This is a genomic window from Saccharobesus litoralis, assembly GCF_003063625.1.
GTDB lineage: Bacteria > Pseudomonadota > Gammaproteobacteria > Enterobacterales > Alteromonadaceae > Saccharobesus > Saccharobesus litoralis.
Map to the genome: position 1 here is coordinate 3,828,671 of NZ_CP026604.1, position 14,613 is coordinate 3,843,283.

Consider the following 14,613-nt stretch of genomic DNA (forward strand, 5'->3'; position numbering starts at 1 on the left):
ATGATTTATGCGGCTTTTGGCTTTTGATGTCGAGTTTGCCAATGTTTTCTGACGCTGTGACGCCACAAGACGTTAATGGTGATATAGCCAACACAAGATGCAACGACAGAGCAGACTAAACAGCCGACTAAAAATGTCGGGCCAATAGTTGAAACACTTTGCGCTAGCCAATCCCAGCTCATTTCAAAGGCAAACTTGTGTCCCGATGGACCCATAACCCATTCACCAACAAGATAGCAAAAATAGAAGATGGGTGGCATGGTAAAAGGATTGGTTATCCATACTAGCGCGACTGACAGGGGTAAATTCACTCTAAATATAATGGCCCCGAGCGCTGATAACCACATTTGAAAAGGTACTGGGATAAAGGCGTTAAATAAACCTAAAGCAAATGCACCGGCAATAGAACGACGATTTAAGCACCACAAATTTGGACTATTTAATAATGGCCCAAATATTTTTAATGATTTATTGTTTCTGATCGTGTCATGATCAGGCATAAATTTTTTTATTGTCTTTTTTGGCATTCTTTAAATTAACCTGAGTAAAGGAACTACTAAGCGACTATGGATAGGTGCTTAATCTTTTTTGCATTAGGGTGCATGCTGGCAAATATCGCACCTGTTATACAGTTCCCGTATTACATTCTTGTTATTTGCGTAACGGTTAGCCTGTTATCTTTGATAATCTACGGCTCAAAAACGATCAAAAGTTTTGCTTGTTGCGCACTGGGTTTTATATGGTGCGCTATTTTTGCAAATTCTTACCTAAGCTGGCAAGTTAACTCGCACATGATCCCTAAGGATCAGCATATTGTAGCTAAAATAACCGCCGTTAGCACCAAAGGTGCTGACCGTTATTCACTCAATGTGGTCACTTCATCTATCAATGGACAAGCGGTATCAGCTAAAGTTCGCTTGTCTTGGTATCAAGGATATAGTCAAAATTTATCGCCACCTCGTGTATTGGCTGTTGGCGACAAACTTGAGTTCATCGCTCGATTAAAACCTGTTAATGGCTTGCACAATAAAGCAGGGTTTGATTATCAACGCTGGTTAGTCGCTAATCGCATTCAAGCGACAGGCTATATTAAAAAGGTTATACAGCATATTTCTCAGCCCAGTTGGCGCTATACGCGTCAGCAAATATCCAAAAACAACGTGGAGCCTTATGCCTTTGGCGGCGTGTTGTTTGCCTTAGCTACCGGCGATCGACAATTAGTAAAACCGGGTGATTGGCAAGTGATGCAAAGCACGGGTACTGCCCATCTTATGGCTATATCCGGCTTACATTTAGGATTAATTTTTTCATGGTTGTGGTTGGTGTTTAAACTGCTGTTTAAATTAGGTGTAGCGATAGGTGTTTTAGCCCAAAGTACTATTCAGCGGCGTCCATTATGGTTTAGGCAGCATAACATTAACCAACTGGCTATTTATGTTGCTTGGCTTGGGACGGCTTTTTTTACTTGGTATTCAGGCAGTAATATTGCCACGGTACGCGCGATGATTATGTTGTCTGTTTTTATTGCGTGTTATTTAATGGCAAAACGCATGGCTAATTTAACTCGATTTTTATTAGCATTGAATTGTGTATTACTCGTTGATCCGCTAGCGCCACTGTCTTTAGGTTTCTGGTTATCTTTCAGTGCGGTGGCGATTATTTTATTTGCGGTTCACGTATTTAACTTGTCCGCAAAAGATCTCTCACCTACCTCCAGTTTATGGCAAAAAGCTCGGTGTTATTTTTGGGACTTTGTAAAGTTACAAATTGTACTTTCTTTGGCTTTGTTGCCCATTCAATGGCTAACCCTAGAAATCAGCTCACCGGTTAGTGTGTTAGCCAATTTTATTGCGATACCTTGGATGTCATTAACGGTTATTCCGTTAACTTTGGCGGCAGAAGTTTGTATGACGCTATTTACGCCATTAGCGACTTTTTTATTAACTTTAGCTAATGCGTGTATGCAACCTTTGTGGTGGGTATTAGTTAGTTTTAGTGATTTGCAGTGGCAACCGGCGCTGTCAGATAACTTAGGTGTTTGGTTAATTTTTGCTTTAACACTTATTGTTTGCTTGTTGCCGTTACAAATAAAAGTAAAACAACTTTCGTTGTTATTGTCAGGTCTTGTGATCTTAGTACCTGTGCCAGCACCGCGTTGGCAAGTGGATATTATGGATGTCGGTCAGGGGCTTAGCCTTGTTTTTAGCCAAGGAAATCAAGCTGTTTTGTATGATACGGGGGCAAACTATCCAGGATTTAATTTGTTTGAGGTTGCAGTAAAACCTTATTTAATAACGCAAGGCTTTAATCTGCAATCCATTGTTATTAGTCATGACGATAATGATCATGCCGGTGGGTTAAAACATGTGCAAAAAAATTATCCTAAAGCCAGCGTTTTTACCCCCGAAAGCACGACTTGTGTAGAAGGGCAAACTTTTAACTGGTTAAATTTAACGTGGCAGGTGTTACATCCGCCATTGGATTGGGTGGCTAACACTTATCATGGTAAAGAGAAAATAAAAGATAATAATTTATCTTGTGTGATTTTAATGTCGACACCTCATCACAAGATATTGCTAACAGGCGATATTGAGTCTCATGTTGAACAAAGGTTGATTAATAAATACGCCAATGAGTTACGCAGCATTGACCTTAGCATAGTCGCGCATCATGGTAGCGCAACGTCGTCGACGCCACTCTTTGTTGAACATGTACAAGCTCAGCATTGGTTTGTGAGTCGAGGTGCTTATAATAGATTTAACCATCCCAATGAAGGGGTTGTTGAACGTTTACTGAGAAGTGGTCAATTATGGGATACGGCACGCCATGGTCAGATAACCATCTCGATAGAACAAGAAAAACTGGCCATCAATAAACACATTGATAATTGGTATACCCCGTGGTGGGCTCGTTCAATACATAAGGATTTAAATTTATCGGCTGATTAACTTGTGTGATTTTTCACCATTAACAGGCTTTTTCTCTTATATTTTCATTAATTGGCAATTTATCTGTGCAACTCGAAACTTTTGGTTTTAGAATACGGGCAGAATTAAATAGTGATCTGATAATTATTGCATGACGCTCCCCGCAACTGATAGAACTCGCAGTGACTTCCTTCGCCTTCTCGGATACCTAAATTCCTATCGATTGGTTTTTGCTATCGCCGTTATAGGTATGTTGGCCTATGCGGCAATTGATGTATTTTTTTTATCGAATATAGAAACCTTTATTGATGAAGGTTTAACCCAAAAAAATCACCAACTTTTATTTCAAATGGGGTTAGCCATCCCCGTCATATTTTTGCTCCGAGGCATCGCAAACTTTATAAGTACCTACGCCCTCGCTTGGGTGGGGGCTCAAACCGTTGCTAAAATGCGCCAACAAACGTTTGAACATTTAATTAGCTTGCCTGTGTCTTTTCATGACAAACATTCAACCGGTGAGCTTATATCCAAGATCACCTACGATACCGAGCAAGTTAATCAGGCTTCAAGTCGTGCATTATCAATATTAGTACGAGAAGGCGCGTTTGTTTTAGGTCTGTTGGGTTATATATTTTACTTGAGTTGGCAACTCTCTTTAGTCTTTTTAATTTTAGGACCTATTGTTGGCGTTATTGTTAGCTTTGTTAGTAAACGCTTTAGAGAAGTTAGTAAACGGATCCAAACTGCGATAGGCGGTGTGACGACCACGACAGAGCAAATGCTAAATAGTCACAAAATAGTCATTACTCATGGCGGACAAGAAATCGAAGCAAAGAAATTTGCCAAAGTGAATACCCAAAGTCGTCAGCAACAAATTAAGTTGGTATCCACGCGTGTCGCCAGCGTAGCAGTTATTCAAATTATCGCCTCTTTTGCGTTGGCTACCGTTTTGTTAATTGCCAGCGATCCTGAATTTCTTGAGTCATTTAGCACAGGTACTTTTACTACCGTGCTGACTTTCATGATGATGATGCTAAGGCCACTTAAGCAGTTGACCACAGTAAACAGTGAGTTTCAACGAGGGTTAGCGGCTTGTGCCAGTATATTTGCGGTGTTAGATACACACTCAGAAGAAGATACCGGCACGCAAGTGATTGAAAGAGCTAAAGGTAAAATTAAATTTGATAATGTAACCTTTACTTATCAAGGCAAAGAAAAACCGGCGTTAAATCAAGTTAGCCTTGAGATTAAACCCGGGCAAACCGTTGCCTTAGTGGGTAAATCAGGTAGTGGTAAATCGACTATCTCTAATCTGGTTACACGCTTTTATAACAAGCAATCGGGTGAAATAACGATAGATGATATTCCGGTTGAAGCTTTAACACTTGAATCTTTGCGTAAACAGTTTGCATTTGTTTCGCAAAGTGTCACTTTGTTTAATGACTCAATCGCCAACAATATTGCCTATGGTAGTGGCAGTGCAGTTACCCGAGAGCAAATTGTTGCAGCGGCTAAAGCTGCGCATGTTATTGAATTTACTGAGCGTATGCCGAACGGTTTAGATACTGAAATCGGTGAAAACGGTGTCATGTTATCCGGAGGTCAAAGGCAACGTATCGCGATTGCTCGGGCAATTTTGCGTAATGCGCCAATATTGATTTTAGATGAAGCGACATCAGCTTTAGATACCGAATCAGAGCGACATATTCAAGAAGAGTTGGATAAGTTGCGTATAGATAGAACAGCCATCGTGATTGCCCATCGCCTGTCGACAATAGAAAACGCGGATATCATTGCGGTTATCGATGAAGGTCGTGTGGTTGAGCAGGGCTCTCATCAAGAGTTATTGGCTATGAATGGCCAATACCGACTTTTATACGATATGCAATTTAGCGGCGATAACTAGTTTACGAAACGCGATCATGACGCTGATTGAAAAAGCATGGTATCAAGGACATAAAATAGCTTGGTTGTTATTACCACTGAGTGGCTTGTTTTACTTGCTATCAAGTATAAGACGCTTGCTATTTAAATTAGGCGTCAAGCAATCTTATCATCCTCAAATTCCTGTGATTGTCGTGGGTAATATCAGCGTTGGCGGCACAGGCAAAACGCCATTCACTATTTGGCTAGTTGAACAGCTAAAACAAGCGGGTTATAAGCCCGCTATTGTCACCCGAGGATATGGTAATACTTTGTCTGCCTATCCGCATGTTGTTAAAAATAATGACGCGGCTCAGTTAGTGGGTGATGAACCTAAACTGTTGGCTGAAAATTGCCAAGTGCCTGTTGTCATTGCACCCAAGCGGATTGACGCTGCTAAAACAGCAAAAGCCTTAGGCTGTAATGTTGTGATCAGTGATGATGGATTGCAACATTATGCATTACAACGCGACATTGAAATTATTCTACTCGACGCTAAACGAGGTTTAGGAAATGGTTGGTTATTACCGGCTGGGCCTTTACGCGAGGGGAAATGGCGCTTGAGCAGTACAAAGTTTGTATTGTATAACTGTGGTGCTAATTTGCCAGAAGATTGCTTACTTGAAGAGCAACGTAGCCAAGCGCTAATGATTTCTGCTGATGAACCTCGTAATATGTTGGAACCTGAATTATCTTATGATAAATCAGCGTCGTGTAATGCGGTTTGCGCTATCGGTAACCCTCAACGGTTCTACAATAGCCTGGCACAGTGCGACATTCAAATTGGCGATAGCAAGGAATTTATCGATCATCACCAGTTTACAGAAGCTGATTTTCATTTTACGCATCAACGCCCTGTTATTATGACCGAAAAAGATGCAGTAAAATGTCGTCATTTTGCCAAACAACACTTTTGGTTTCTGCCGATTGAAGCTAAGGTTAACCCCATATTTAAGAACAATTTAATTAACCAATTAACTGAATTAAAAACCAAATATGACATTTGATAAAAAATTATTAGAAATATTAGCTTGTCCAGTTTGCAAAGGTAAATTGGAATACGATGCTGATAAAAATGAGTTAGTCAGTAAAGCTGTTAATTTGGCTTATCCGGTTTTAGATGGCATTCCCGTGTTAATTGAAAGTGAAGCCCGCCAACTTTCGCTAGAAGAAAAGGAAAAATAGTATGGGTTATAGCATTGTTATTCCAGCTCGCTATGGCTCGACTCGTTTTCCAGGAAAACCATTAGCCGACATTAACGGTAAACCTATGATCCAGCGGGTTTATGAAAAGTGTCAAACAACGAATGCTGAACAAATAGTGGTTGCAACTGATGATGCACGTATCGCAGATGTAGTTAAGCAGTTTGGTGGACAAGTGTGTATGACAGCAGCCACTCACGAGTCAGGCACCGAGCGTATTGCAGAAGTCATTGACAAAATGGCAATTGCGCAAGATCAGGTTATCGTTAATGTACAAGGGGATGAACCTTTTATTCCCGCGGCAATCGTGGCTCAAGTTGCTGAAAATTTAGTGGCACGCCCACAAATTAATATGGCAACCTTAGCTGTAAAAATAGATGACGTAGAAGAAGCTTTTAATCCGAATGCAGTTAAAGTGTTAACTAATAAGGATGGGCTGGCTCTATATTTTAGCCGAGCAACGATCCCATACGATCGTAGTCGATTTTTAAATAATGATGCGCCTCAAGAAATCGGTGACTATTATTTACGTCATTTAGGTATTTATGCCTATCGCGCTGGCTTTGTTAAGCAATATGTTAGTTGGCAGCCTAGTGCATTGGAACAAATAGAGAGTTTAGAGCAATTACGCGTATTGTGGTACGGTGAAGCCATTCATGTCGATATTGCCCATGAGACACCGCCGCCGGGTATAGATACACCGCAAGATTTAGTTAATGCAATCAATAAAGGTTACATTTAAAGGGTCTTTGACTATCAGCGTTGAAAAAACTACCATTTTTGACGATAAGTTCGGTCCTGCTTGATTTATAGCATCTTTATATAAATTGGGTATAGTACGAGCTGGAACGGTGTTTGCTTAACCATCGAAAAGAGCAATAATTAGGTGATTGAAGGCGTATTTTATTCATTTAGGTAAATAAAGACCGCTTTCATGACAAACATTTGACGAAGTTAGGATAATAACGCGTCAGTTTCAGGATTCAAAACATGCGCTTGATAAGACGAATTTTGGTTTTCTGTACATTAGTGACAGTGATCAATTCGCCATTCATTTCTACTGGTAATTTCTTTGTTGCGGATGCTCATGCAGAAGGTATGCGTATTCGTGGCGACAAAGCAACCGATAATGGTTTAAGTGGAAAAACCTATGGCCCTGTATTAGCTACCGATACCTTATGGCGGATAGCAGAAAAAGTGCGGCCAGATACCAGTGTATCCACTTATCAAGTGATGGTAGCTATTTATCAAGCTAACCCAAATGCCTTTTTAGAGAACAACCTAAATCATATTCGTACGGGTTCTATTCTCGATATTCCCACCACGTCGGCAATGCGTAAGGTTAATCGCACTGCGGCGCGCAATAAATCCGATTTAGACGATGAAATATGGGCGGAGAAAAACCGCCGTATTCAGGCAGCAAAAGCGTCACCTGCGGAAAGAAAACGCCAAACGAATGCTAAACAAGCAGATGTCGAAGCCGCGAAGAAAAAACTGGAAAATGAAATTCAGTCTTTGCGTGAAGAGCAATTAAAAACCTATCAAATGATGCGCGAGCAATATGCGGCATCGATTGAGAACACCCAATTATTGATGCAAGAAAACGAAAGGTTGCGTAACCGTTTAGCATCAGTTGATGAAGAAGTGAGAAGCCTTAAACAGGAGCTCAGCCCTGATAGTGAAATGCGTCAACAAATTTCCGAGCTTGTCGAACGCAAAGATGAAGAAGTTGCCAAGGAACGTATAGAGCAAGAAGAAGCCGCAAACAATCCGCTTAATTCACTAATGGCAACTATTAGCTCGAATCCTCTCTATATCGCTTTAGCAGCGACTATTCCAGGTGGGTTAGTATTAGGTTTGATTGCTTGGTTTGTTTTCCGTAAGAAAAAACCAAAAGAAGAAGAGCCTATATTTGATAACAAACCGGCTACAGAAGCACCAGTGATGGAAGAGCCGGATTTAGACTTGTCGGATATGCAAACCAGTGACGATGATTTGCTGTTAGGGGATGAGCTTGATGATCAATTAGTACCAGATGAAGACACAATTCAGTTAGACGATGACGATGATGATTTACTGACCGATTCACTCGATGACGATTTAGACGACATTCTGGTTTATGAAGAAGATGACGACGATCTGCTGAGTGTACCTGATGAAGCACTGGATGAAGACGATGATAGCTTGATCGATCAATCCGATATTGATGACTTACTCGACTCAGGCTCAGAAGATGTAGCCGATGATGATATTGATGCGTTATTAGATAGTGCTGGAGAAGACGAAAGCTCTCCACAAGAATTGTCGCAAGATGAGCTAGATGAACTGCTTAGTGGAAACGATTTAAGTGACGACGATGATGATGATCTTGATTCTATCGTTGGACAAGATGATATTGATGCATTGTTATCGGGTGATGACGATTCAGTCGAAGATTTACTGGAAGGTGCAGACGATGACGGTGCAGGCAGTGGCGATTTAGATCAAGATGATCTTGATGCTTTACTTGATGAAGAGCTTTCTGGTGATAACCAACTTATTGACGAAGACGGTGTTGATGATGACATTGATCTTGGTGATTTCTTAGAAGAAGAACAAGACCTACCAAAAGCTGCTGTTGCTGAGGGCTCAGATACTGACAGCGAAGTGGCAGACGATGATTTTGATATCGACGCATTACTTGATGAAGGGGCTGGGTTAACTGAAGAAGAGCCTGCTAGTCAAGACAGTGCAGAACAAGATGACTTTGATATTAATGACATTGATGCATTACTTGACGAGCAAGCAAGTTCAGAACTGGCTGATACGCCAGATGATCTTGAACCTGACGATATCGACGCTTTACTGGATGAGCAAGCGGCGTTAACTGAAGATGCAGACGATTTTGATGTTGACGATATAGATGCTTTGCTTGAACAAGAAGCGCAACAAAAACCAGATGCTGAACCTGAACTCGGTGCGGATGTTGATATTGATGCTGATCTTGACGACATTGACGCAATAATTGCCAGCACCGATGAGCAAGCCGATTCTGAACAAAACGATTTGGGTAATGTCGCAGATGACTTTGATATCAACGATATTGACGCGTTATTAGATGAGCAATCTAGCAGTACTGATGATGCACAAGATGATAATTTTGATATTGATGATCTGCTTGCCAAAGAGCAAGCTCCAGTTGATGAATCACAAACCGTTGCCGCTGAAACCGACACCGATGGTAGCGAAGATTCTGACTTTGATATTGATGATATCGACGCCTTATTAGCTGAGAATACCCAAGAAGCAACAGATGAAGAAGATTTGTTGGCAACTGAGCTTGATGGCAATTTAGATGATGAAAACGAGCTAGATACAGATATCGATCTTGATGTTTTACTAGACGAAAACTCAACGGATAGTGAAGATGAGTTGTCTTCTTTACTTGATCTTGACGATGATGAAAGTGAAGCGATTGATGATTTAGACGATTTATCTGCTTTATTAGAAGAAGATGCTAAAGAAGAGGAAATGGGCTCTAGCCCAAAGCCTGAAGGTCAAGTTGAGTTAGATGATATCGCTAATGACCAGTCATTAGTTGATAATCTTGACTTGCCCGAAAAGCCAGAAATTGAAGATACTAGCCTAGAAGCAGAAGCAGAAGCAGAAGCAGAAGCAGAAGCAGAAGCAGAAGCAGAAGCAGAAGCAGAAGCAGAAGCAGAAGCAGAAGCAGAAGCAGAAGCAGAAGCAGAAGCAGAAGCAGAAGCAGAAGCAGAAGCAGAAGCAGAAGCAGAAGCAGAAGCAGAAGCAATAGATGAAGATGCTTTGCTTGCCGATTTAGGGATTGAATTAGAACCTGCCGAGCCAGAGCCAGAGCCAGAGCCAGAGCCAGAGCCAGAGCCAGAGCCAGAGCCAGAACGACCAGAATTAGATGAGGCTTATTTAGGTGAGCTGCTAGAAAGCTTTTTTGCAGAAAGTAATACAACGCCTTCTGCAAGTACAAATACAGATATCGATGATAAGCCAATTGTCGATGAAAGTATCGAAGACGTTAATGAAAAATACAGCGAAGAATACAGCAAAGAAAGCATCGATGATTTAACGCTAGCTAACGCTGATGATGAGACAATTACAGCACAATTAGATGATCTTGAGTCGCTACTAGATGAAGGCGAAATTGAGTTATCAGATGCTGACGACTTACCCGAAAATGTTGATATTGGCAGTATTCCAGATGCTGACGACTTACCCGAAAATGTTGATATTGGCAGTATTCCAGATACTGAAGACGTACCAGAAAATGGCGATATTGGTAATATTTCAGATGCAGAAGACCTACTCGATAGTGATGATATAGGCAGTATTTCTGATGCTGAGCTGAGTAATTTTGATAGTTTTGAGGATCAGTTAAGCGAGAACTTAGAATCAGCAGAAACGTTATCAACAGACGTCGATCTTATCGACGAACTAATAGAATTATCAGATATACCTGAAGATGATTCCAGCGCTGATACATTAATTTCTGACGTTGATATTGTGTCTGGACTAGATGTTGAACTGGAAGGCGACATTGATCTAGAAACATTATCAGAACCTGATGATGAGTTAGATTCGGCATTATCAGAATTGTCATCCGATACTGAGTCACTAGAGCCTACAGAGGTATTAGAATCAGAACAAGCACCAGTAATGGGCGAAGCGGATGATGCGGATGACGAGAATGTCGAGTTACTGGATGATGGTTTTGAGAGTGATACAGATTTACCTGAGCTTGATGTTGATGCTGTTGAACAACTAGCTGTTTCAGAGCTAGATGATATAGAGCTGGAAGATTTAGAAGACCTCGACTCAGAAGCCCTAGATTTAGAAGATCCAGATTTAGAAAATGGACTTACTGACGATTCAAGCAGTGATAATGATCTAAGCAGTCTTGAAACATTTGATCTAGAAACATTATCAGAACCTGATGACGAGTTAGATTCAGCATTATCAGAATTGTCATCAGCGACTGAATCACTAAAGCCTACAGAGGTATTAGAATCAGAAGAAACACAGGTAACAGGCCGTGCGGATGACGAGAATGTCGAGCTACTGGATGATAGCTTTGAGAGCGATACAGATTTACCTGAGATTGATGTTGTTGAACAACAAGACGTTTCAGAATTAGATGATTTAGCGCTAGAAGACTTAGATTTAGAAGATCTCGATATAGAAGATCTAGATTTAGAAAACGAACTAACTGACGATTCAAATAGTGATGATGATCTAAGCAGTCTTAAAACAATTGATCTAGAAACATTATCAGAACCTGATGATGAGTTGGATTCGGCATTATCATCAGCGACTGAATCACTAGAGCCAATTGAAGCATTAGAAACATCCGCAACAACAGTGCAAGAGGCTGAACCATCACTTGCAGTTGACGATGCGAATGTTGAGTTGCTGGAAGATAGCTTCGAAAGTGATACGGATATACCCGAACTCGATGTTGATGTAGTTGAACAACAAGACGATGAACTTGACGATATTGATTTTGATGATATCGAACTAGACGACGATATGACTATCGAGCTGTCTGATATCGATGAGGAAGACGCTCTTGCCGATAGTTTAGATTTTGATGACATTGAGCTTGATGTTGAACCGACGATTGATTTAGCTGATTTGCCAGAGCCAGAGCCAGAGCCAGAGCCAGAGCCAGAGCCAGAGCCCAGAGCCAGAGCCAGAGCCAGAGCCAGAGCCAGAGCCAGAGCCAGAGCCAGAGCCAGAGCCAGAGCCAGAGCCAGAGCCAGAGCCAGAGCCAGAGCCAGAGCCAGAGCCAGAGCCAGAGCCAGAGCCAGAGCCAGAGCCAGAGCCAGAGCCAGAGCCAGAGCCAGAGCCAGAGCCAGAGCCAGAGCCAGAGCCAGAGCCAGAGCTAGAGCCAGAGCCAGAGTTTGATGATGCAATACTAGAAGAATTTAATGAGCTAGACGCATTGTTAGCTGATGCTGAAAGTGAAGTTGAAGCACAAGCATTTGATCTCGATGCTGATGTACATGACAGTGCCAGCGATGCGGATCTTGATACCATAGATACACTACTCGGCGGAGTAGATGCGACTATTACACAAGATAATGCAGTTGCAGACGAAGATTTAACTTCTGATGAGTTGCAGGAGCTTGAAGAGCTAGAAAACATTAATTTTGATGAACTATTAGGTTCATTAGAAGCGCCGGACAATACAGAATTAGCACCAGAGGATGAATTACCGACAACCAGCCTTGATTTAGATTCGTTATTAGCCGCTGAGAATATTGCTGAAGACGACTTAATTGTTGAAGAAGATGAATTAAGTTCTGAGTTAGCATTGGAAGACGGTGAAGAGCTGATTGATATCGAGGAATTATTGGCTGAAAGTGAAGATGCGGAGCTTGACGCCGAACCTTATCAGCCTGCTGATATGGATGTCGGGTTAGAGGAATTTATTCAAAAAGAAAATATTGAATTAATTGATGTTGATCTTGGTAATGAGTCAGGCATGACATCACAACTTGATTTAGCGCGAGCTTACATTGAAATAAATGATGTTGATGGGGCTATTACCGCGCTTGAAAAAGTGATAGCAAAAGGTGACGCCAATCAGCGAGACGAAGCAACAAAGTTACTTGATCAGTTAGAAATCGACGAATAAGTTGCACTTCAGGCGGCGAGTCTTATACTAGCCGCCAATTTTCATCCCTTAAAGGTTTTCTATGCGCTACGCAGTTGGTATTGAATACAATGGTGCAAATTATTCTGGTTGGCAAAAGCAATATACGCCAGGGGTTATAGGCGTTGAGCATAAAGTCGAGCAGGCTTTATCACTCGTTGCAAATAGTCAATTGGAATTAACTTGTGCAGGGCGTACCGATGCTGGTGTTCATGCTACAGGGCAGGTTGTTCATTTTGATTCTCCCGTAGAGCGTTTAGAGAAATCTTGGGTATTGGGTGCCAATTCCAATTTGCCGGATGACATCGCGATAAAGTGGGCAAAACCCGTTTCGCCTGACTTTGATGCTAGATACAGTGCCACAGCACGACGTTATCGATACATAATTTACAATCGCCGCGAACGACCTGCGATACTGCGTAGTGGTTTGACTCAGTTTTATGAACCGCTGGATCATCATTTAATGCATCAAGCGGCTCAATTATTTTTAGGTGAGCAAGATTTTTCAGCCTTTCGTTCTTCTAGTTGTGAATCTAAAACACCATTTCGTCATGTTAGCCATTGTTGGGTAAATCGCTATGGTGATTACCTTGTAGTTGATATACAGGCTAATGCATTTTTACACCATATGGTTCGTAATATTGTAGGGGCATTATTGGTGATTGGCTGTGCGGAAAAACCAGTCTCTTGGATTAGTGAATTATTAGCGGGTAAAGATCGTACACTGGCGGCGGCTACCGCTAAACCCAATGGGTTATATTTAGTCCGTGTATTTTATCCGGATGAATTAAATATTCCTCAAGTGCCAATGGGTCCTTTATTTTTTGCTGATAATTAGTGCTTGAAACCAAGTGAGGTTAAAAAGTAAACAGATAAGATAGAATTTTTACAGTTTAGACCAGTTGAGGTTAATATTTGCTGAGCTTTATGCTTTAATTAGCGACAATTTTGCGTGGGGCATCTTAATTATTATATAGACAGATTAGAACCCCGTTATTTCCTTGTATTTGTGTTAGAGATCACCCATGAGTTGGATTGAAAAAATTCTGCCTAAAACCAATGTCAGCGCTCAGAAAAAAGCGAATGTGCCTGAAGGTGTTTGGGCTAAGTGTTCTGATTGTAATGCCATTATTTATAACGCTGAATTAGAGCAAAACTTAAATGTTTGTCCTAAATGTGGTCACCACATGCGTATTGGTGCTCGTAAGCGTTTAGAAAGCTTTTTGGACACTGAAAACAGAACCGAAATAGCGGCTGAGCTTGAACCGCAAGATGCACTTAAATTTAAAGATTCAAAAAAATATAAAGACCGTATCACCGCAGCTCAAAAATCAACTGACGAGAAAGACGCGTTAGTTGTTATGCGTGGTCAAGTTAAAGGTGTACCTGTTGTGGCCTGTTCATTTGAATTCTCCTTTATGGGTGGTTCAATGGCGTCAGTGGTTGGTGCTAAGTTTGTAAAAGCAGCAGAGGTGTGTTTAAAAGAAAATCTACCTTTGATTTGTTTTTCAGCAAGTGGCGGTGCGCGTATGCAAGAAGCCTTGTTCTCTCTTATGCAAATGGCTAAAACCAGTGCGGCGTTAGCTAAAATGAGTGAAAAAGGTTTACCTTACATTTCAGTATTAACCGATCCGACAATGGGCGGTGTATCAGCAAGTTTAGCTATGTTAGGCGACGTGAATGTTGCCGAACCTAAAGCATTAATTGGTTTTGCTGGCCCTCGTGTTATTGAGCAGACGGTACGTGAAAAATTACCAGAAGGTTTTCAACGCAGTGAGTTCTTATTGCAAAAAGGTGCAATAGATATGATTGTTGACCGTCGCGAAATGCGTCATAAGTTAGCAAGCGTATTAAGCAAACTGATGAACTTACCTTCGGTAGAACAATATTAAT

Annotated in this window: 10 protein-coding genes; 9 read left to right on the forward strand and 1 reads right to left on the reverse strand. The window is 41.3% G+C overall.

Going from position 1 to position 14,613, the window contains the following annotated elements; translation table 11 throughout:
* Positions 1 to 5 precede the first annotated feature (5 nt).
* Positions 6 to 527, reverse strand: a complete 522-nt coding sequence (locus tag C2869_RS13800) for a DUF2062 domain-containing protein (RefSeq protein WP_108603495.1) — start codon at positions 525 to 527, stop codon at positions 6 to 8.
* A 75-nt stretch (positions 528 to 602) separates the two neighbouring features.
* Here C2869_RS13800 and C2869_RS13805 point away from each other — a divergent pair, with 75 nt between their 5' ends.
* The 9 genes from C2869_RS13805 (at position 603) to accD (ending at position 14,612) form a co-directional block, all read left to right on the forward strand.
* On the forward strand, positions 603 to 2,948 hold the full coding sequence (locus C2869_RS13805; RefSeq protein WP_228710667.1) for a DNA internalization-related competence protein ComEC/Rec2: 2,346 nt from the start codon (positions 603 to 605) through the stop codon (positions 2,946 to 2,948).
* 130 nt (positions 2,949 to 3,078) lie between these two features.
* Complete coding sequence (msbA, locus tag C2869_RS13810; RefSeq protein ID WP_108603497.1) at positions 3,079 to 4,833, forward strand: lipid A export permease/ATP-binding protein MsbA; 1,755 nt, start codon at positions 3,079 to 3,081, stop codon at positions 4,831 to 4,833.
* Between the two features lie 16 nt (positions 4,834 to 4,849).
* Complete coding sequence (gene lpxK, locus C2869_RS13815) at positions 4,850 to 5,857, forward strand: tetraacyldisaccharide 4'-kinase (RefSeq protein WP_159084174.1); 1,008 nt, start codon at positions 4,850 to 4,852, stop codon at positions 5,855 to 5,857.
* A complete protein-coding gene (locus C2869_RS13820) occupies positions 5,847 to 6,035 on the forward strand; it encodes a Trm112 family protein (protein ID WP_108603499.1) in 189 nt (62 codons plus the stop codon). Before lpxK ends, C2869_RS13820 begins: the two co-directional genes overlap by 11 nt.
* A 1-nt stretch (position 6,036) precedes the next feature.
* Positions 6,037 to 6,795, forward strand: coding sequence for a 3-deoxy-manno-octulosonate cytidylyltransferase (kdsB, locus tag C2869_RS13825; RefSeq protein ID WP_108603500.1), 759 nt, complete (start codon positions 6,037 to 6,039; stop codon positions 6,793 to 6,795).
* 248 nt (positions 6,796 to 7,043) lie between these two features.
* Positions 7,044 to 11,969, forward strand: coding sequence for a FimV/HubP family polar landmark protein (locus C2869_RS22680; RefSeq protein WP_199915569.1), 4,926 nt, complete (start codon positions 7,044 to 7,046; stop codon positions 11,967 to 11,969).
* 37 nt (positions 11,970 to 12,006) lie between these two features.
* Positions 12,007 to 12,702, forward strand: a complete 696-nt coding sequence (locus C2869_RS22685; protein ID WP_199915570.1) for a FimV/HubP family polar landmark protein — start codon at positions 12,007 to 12,009, stop codon at positions 12,700 to 12,702.
* Between the two features lie 61 nt (positions 12,703 to 12,763).
* On the forward strand, positions 12,764 to 13,558 hold the full coding sequence (gene truA, locus C2869_RS13845) for a tRNA pseudouridine(38-40) synthase TruA (protein ID WP_108603501.1): 795 nt from the start codon (positions 12,764 to 12,766) through the stop codon (positions 13,556 to 13,558).
* A gap of 187 nt (positions 13,559 to 13,745) precedes the next feature.
* Positions 13,746 to 14,612, forward strand: coding sequence for an acetyl-CoA carboxylase, carboxyltransferase subunit beta (gene accD / locus C2869_RS13850; protein ID WP_108603502.1), 867 nt, complete (start codon positions 13,746 to 13,748; stop codon positions 14,610 to 14,612).
* Position 14,613 lies beyond the last annotated feature (1 nt).